This is a genomic window from Thermodesulfovibrionales bacterium (assembly GCA_035622735.1).
Classification (GTDB): Bacteria; Nitrospirota; Thermodesulfovibrionia; order Thermodesulfovibrionales; family UBA9159; genus DASPUT01.
In genome coordinates this window covers 1-4107 of record DASPUT010000052.1, presented here as the reverse complement: position 1 = coordinate 4107, position 4107 = coordinate 1, and the positions used below count along the sequence as shown (strand labels likewise).

Genomic DNA, 4107 nt, shown 5'->3' with positions numbered 1-4107 from the left:
CCTTTTCTTCCCGCCTTCTTCGGCCTCCCAGAGGTTGAGTTTGACCCTTATCTTGAGCGGAGCAGCGTAGGTAATGCCTTTCTGTAAACAATCCCTCACACTGAATTTCGGATCGTTCAGAAGGTACCCCAGGAATTCGATGGACGCCGTTTCATTGTAATCCATTATGGGGAAGACGCTCTTCAACGCTGATTGCAATCCGACATCCTCTCTCCCGTCCATCGAAACATCCCTCTGGAGGAACTTTTCGAAGGAATCTTTCTGTATCTCGATGAGATTGGGGACCTCCATGATAGGCGGAACCTTGCCAAAATTTAATCTCTCTCTGCGAACCGTTGCCATATCTCTCCTTCTCTTCCCTTGACGCGTTCAAAAGAGCACGTGAGCGGATGAGCGGGCGGGAAAACCTGCACCGCTCATTTCCTTCACTTACCCTCGCAGCACCTACCCTTACTTGATCTCGATCTTCGCTCCTTGTTCCTCGAGTTTCGCCTTGATGCTATCGGCTTCCTCTTTCGTCACCCCGGTCTTCACGGGCTTTGGAGCGCCATCGACAAGATCCTTTGCCTCCTTGAGTCCGAGCCCCGTAAGTTCCCTCACGACCTTGATAACCTGGATCTTCTTCTCACCGGCAGACGCCAGGATGACATCGAAACTCGTCTTCTCTTCAGCGGCAGGCGCAGCCGCGCCGGCAGCCGCGCCGGGAGCAGCGGCAACAGCCATGGGTGCTGCAGCGGTAACACCGTATCTCTCTTCAAACTCTTTGATAAACTGCGACATGTCGAGTATCGTCATGGAATCGATAAACTCAAAAACCTGTTCCTTTGTAACCGCCATTATCTGTGATCCTCCTTATTGTTGAGTAATGGGCGAATAATCCCCTTTTCCCGAAGGGACTTATTGACCGCTCTCTTTTTTTGTTTTTAATGAATGCATCGCATACCCGAGATTGCTCACTGTTGCGGAAAGCGCGCGCGCCAGTTTGCTCATGGGTGCCTGCAACGCGCCCGCCAACATTGACAGGAGCACTTCCCGTGGCGGCAGATCCGCCACAGCCCTCACCTCTTGGGCTCCGAGAAACTTCCCCTCGATCACGCCGCCCTTCAGCTTGAGCTTTTCGTTCTTCTTCGAAAACTCGATAATCTTCTTCGCCGCCGTTACCGGATCGTCATAGCCCACGGCAAGCGCCACCGGGCCCTTGAACGCATCCTTTGCTACGGCTACGGGAGTATCCTGCGAGGCTATACGGGCCAAGGTGTTCTTTACAACCCGGTAGTCGAGACCACCGCTGCGGAGCAGCCGTCGCAACTCCGACAACTCGGCAACGGTCATGCCCTTATAATCTGTGAAAATTACCGCCTTTGCCTCTGAGAACTTTCCCTTGAGTTCCGCTATCGCCGTTCCTTTTTCTTCCTTATTCAGAGCATCCTCCTTTCCCAGAGACCTCGTCATCGAGACCGGATATGCCACATGAATGACTATCCTTAGATGCCGACACGCATTGTCTCGGTAGGCAATCTCTCCGCCTGAGGCGAGAGATATTTACGCCGACCACCTACTGTCTCCGACAATCTGACACTATATAGAGCGGACAATGTCCGCGCGTTAAAGACAACCGTTTTATTTTGCGGTAAGCCTGCCGATATCGATCCTGATCCCTGGGCCCATGGTCGAGGACAGGGTGACCTTTTTCAGGTATTTCCCCTTGCTCGTTCCCGGCTTCGCCTTTAGGATCGAATCGATAACGACCTTTGCGTTTTCGAAAAGAGAGGGCACATTGAATGAAACCTTTCCTATCGGGACATGCACGATCCCTCCCTTTTCAGCCTTATATTCGACCTTCCCCGCCTTTATCTCCTTCACCGCCTTCCCAACATCAAACGTAACCGTCCCGAGCTTAGGGTTCGGCATCAATCCCCTCGGACCGAGGATTTTTCCGAGTTTACCCACGAGACCCATGATATCAGGGGTCGCTACCGCGCTATCAAAGTCGAGCCATCCCTTCTGGATCTTTTCGACGAGATCCTCCGCCCCGACAATATCCGCTCCGGCGTCACGGGCTTCCTTTTCCTTCTCTCCTTTTGTAAAAACGAGAACCTTGACCGTCTTACCCGTACCATGCGGCAACACAACGGTCCCCCTTACCATCTGATCGGATTTCTTCGGATCCACCCCGAGATTCAGTGCTATATCAACCGTCTCATCGAATTTTACATAAGTAAGATCTTTTACCAGTTTGAGCGCTTCCTCGAGAGGGTATTCCTTGCCGCTTTCGACTTTCGCAGCGGCAGCATCTATCTTCTTTCCCATCGGCTAACCTCCAGACTCGAATACATGGATTTTTCCCGTCAGTCGCTGACGTCTACCCCCATACTCCTCGCGGTGCCCCTGATAATCGCGGCCGCCTTTTCGAGAGAGTATGCATTGAGATCAGGTAGTTTCGTCTTCGCTATTTCCATCACCTGTTCGGCAGTTAATTTTCCGACCTTCTCCTTGTTCGGTGTACCGGAACCCTTGACAACGCCTGCTGCCTTCTTAATGAGTTCCGAAGCAGGTGGGGTCTTGGTTATAAAAGTGAAGGACCTGTCGGCGTATACCGTCAGGACAACGGGTATGATCGTATCACCCATAGCCTGGGTCTGCGAATTAAATGCCTTGCAAAATTCCATTATGTTAACGCCGTGCGGCCCCAGTGCCGGTCCGACAGGGGGCGCAGGATTTGCCTTACCAGCAGGTATCTGCAGTTTTACCTGTGCCGTGATTTCCTTTTTTGCCATCTAATCCTCCTCCAAATGAAAATTCAAACTGAAGAGACCCGCATTCTTTCGTCCTGATTTGCGCGTCTCGTTTTCCCTCTATGCCTTTTCGACCTGGAAAAAGTTAAGCTCAACCGGTGTCTGCCTGCCAAAGATGCTGACCATAACCTTCAGCCGTCCGTGGTCCATATCGACTTCATCGATAAATCCGACAAAATTGGTGAACGGACCATCGATGATCCGGACGCTCTCACCCTTTTGGAACTGGGTCTTGACCTGGGCAGCAGGCCCCTTCTCGAGCTGTTGCAGCACGATATCGACTTCTTCATCAGGCAGGGGGAAAGGCTTCGTTCCGCCCACAAAGCCGGTCACCCTCGGGGTACTTCTCACAAGATGCCACGTCTCGTCATCGAGTTCCATCTCGACGAGGACATACCCGGGATAAAATTTCTTGTCGCTCTCCCTCTTCTTGCCGCCCCTGAGTTCTATGACCCGCTCTGTCGGAATGAGAATCCTTGTTATCTTTTCCTTCAGGTCTTTCTTCTCAACCTTATCCTCTATGCTGAGTTTTACCTTCTCCTCATAGCCCGAATACGTATGTACTACATACCAGTTCTTTCCCATTTCCTACCTTAACGCTATCTTCACTATCTTCGAGAGACCGGAATCGACAAATCCCAGGAAGACAGAGATGACAACGACGGTTGTTATGACGACCCACGTGGAACCGATGAGTTCCTCTCTCGTCGGATAAACGACCTTCCTTATCTCTACCTTCACATCCCCGAAGAACTCTTTTATCTTTTCAATCATCTTCGTTCGCACCCCGGAAGGCTCTTATCCCTCTCCGCAAAACCATGCGCTCGTCGGGCTGCTTCCTCCTTTTCCATAATTCGCATCGCCGGGAACTCTCCCTTGACGTATCTCTATACGGGTCACATCCACGCATCAAATAATATGGCAGGCCAGGAGGGATTTGAACCCCCAGCCCTCGGATTTGGAGTCCGATGCTCTAGCCGTTAGAGCTACTGGCCTACGCCTTAGTCTCCTTATGTACCGTGTGTCGCCTGCAGTTGTTGCAATACTTCTTCAGTTGAAGTTTGTCCGTAGTATTCTTCTTGTTCTTCATACTTGAATAGTTTCTATTTTTGCACTCTGTACACTGAAACAGTATGATATCTCTCATCGTTGCATCTCTCCATTACTGTCGTAAGACACAGTTCCAGAAATCACCCAATAGCCCTGCATCTTTGTTTTTGCCTCTTTCGTTACTCCAGCACCTCGGTCACGACTCCGGCTCCCACCGTCCTTCCGCCTTCCCTGATCGCAAACCGCAATTCCTTCTCCATCG

General features: G+C 51.3%; 9 protein-coding genes and 1 tRNA gene. All 10 read right to left on the bottom strand.

What is annotated here, in order from left to right; genetic code table 11:
- On the bottom strand, positions 1-342 hold a 342-nt coding region (locus VEI96_02870), incomplete at its 3' end, for a hypothetical protein (GenBank protein ID HXX56927.1).
- Positions 343-450: 108 nt separating this feature from the next.
- A complete protein-coding gene (gene rplL, locus VEI96_02865; GenBank protein HXX56926.1) occupies positions 451-837 on the bottom strand; it encodes a 50S ribosomal protein L7/L12 in 387 nt (128 codons plus the stop codon).
- A gap of 60 nt (positions 838-897) precedes the next feature.
- Positions 898-1470: a 50S ribosomal protein L10 gene (rplJ, locus tag VEI96_02860; protein HXX56925.1), complete on the bottom strand. Its 573-nt coding sequence runs from the start codon at positions 1468-1470 to the stop codon at positions 898-900.
- A gap of 150 nt (positions 1471-1620) precedes the next feature.
- A complete protein-coding gene (gene rplA, locus VEI96_02855; protein HXX56924.1) occupies positions 1621-2310 on the bottom strand; it encodes a 50S ribosomal protein L1 in 690 nt (229 codons plus the stop codon).
- 38 nt (positions 2311-2348) lie between these two features.
- Positions 2349-2777, bottom strand: coding sequence for a 50S ribosomal protein L11 (gene rplK / locus VEI96_02850; protein ID HXX56923.1), 429 nt, complete (start codon positions 2775-2777; stop codon positions 2349-2351).
- A gap of 78 nt (positions 2778-2855) precedes the next feature.
- Positions 2856-3380: a transcription termination/antitermination protein NusG gene (gene nusG, locus VEI96_02845; GenBank protein HXX56922.1), complete on the bottom strand. Its 525-nt coding sequence runs from the start codon at positions 3378-3380 to the stop codon at positions 2856-2858.
- A gap of 3 nt (positions 3381-3383) precedes the next feature.
- On the bottom strand, positions 3384-3569 hold the full coding sequence (gene secE, locus VEI96_02840) for a preprotein translocase subunit SecE (GenBank protein ID HXX56921.1): 186 nt from the start codon (positions 3567-3569) through the stop codon (positions 3384-3386).
- A 145-nt stretch (positions 3570-3714) separates the two neighbouring features.
- A tRNA-Trp gene (locus tag VEI96_02835) sits at positions 3715-3791 on the bottom strand.
- On the bottom strand, positions 3790-3942 hold the full coding sequence (rpmG, locus tag VEI96_02830; GenBank protein HXX56920.1) for a 50S ribosomal protein L33: 153 nt from the start codon (positions 3940-3942) through the stop codon (positions 3790-3792). Before rpmG ends, VEI96_02835 begins: the two co-directional genes overlap by 2 nt.
- A gap of 82 nt (positions 3943-4024) precedes the next feature.
- Positions 4025-4107: hypothetical protein (locus tag VEI96_02825; GenBank protein HXX56919.1), on the bottom strand; the 83-nt coding region annotated here is incomplete at its 5' end.

Bases quoted from the DNA above. Each gene is read 5' to 3' on its own strand.
- rplL (HXX56926.1), bottom strand. From the start codon at position 837: ATGGCGGTTACAAAGGAACAGGTTTTTGAGTTTATCGATTCCATGACG.
- rplA (HXX56924.1), bottom strand. From the start codon at position 2,310: ATGGGAAAGAAGATAGATGCTGCCGCTGCGAAAGTCGAAAGCGGCAAG.
- rplK (HXX56923.1), bottom strand. From the start codon at position 2,777: ATGGCAAAAAAGGAAATCACGGCACAGGTAAAACTGCAGATACCTGCT.
- nusG (HXX56922.1), bottom strand. From the start codon at position 3,380: ATGGGAAAGAACTGGTATGTAGTACATACGTATTCGGGCTATGAGGAG.
- secE (HXX56921.1), bottom strand. From the start codon at position 3,569: ATGATTGAAAAGATAAAAGAGTTCTTCGGGGATGTGAAGGTAGAGATA.
- rpmG (HXX56920.1), bottom strand. From the start codon at position 3,942: ATGAGAGATATCATACTGTTTCAGTGTACAGAGTGCAAAAATAGAAAC.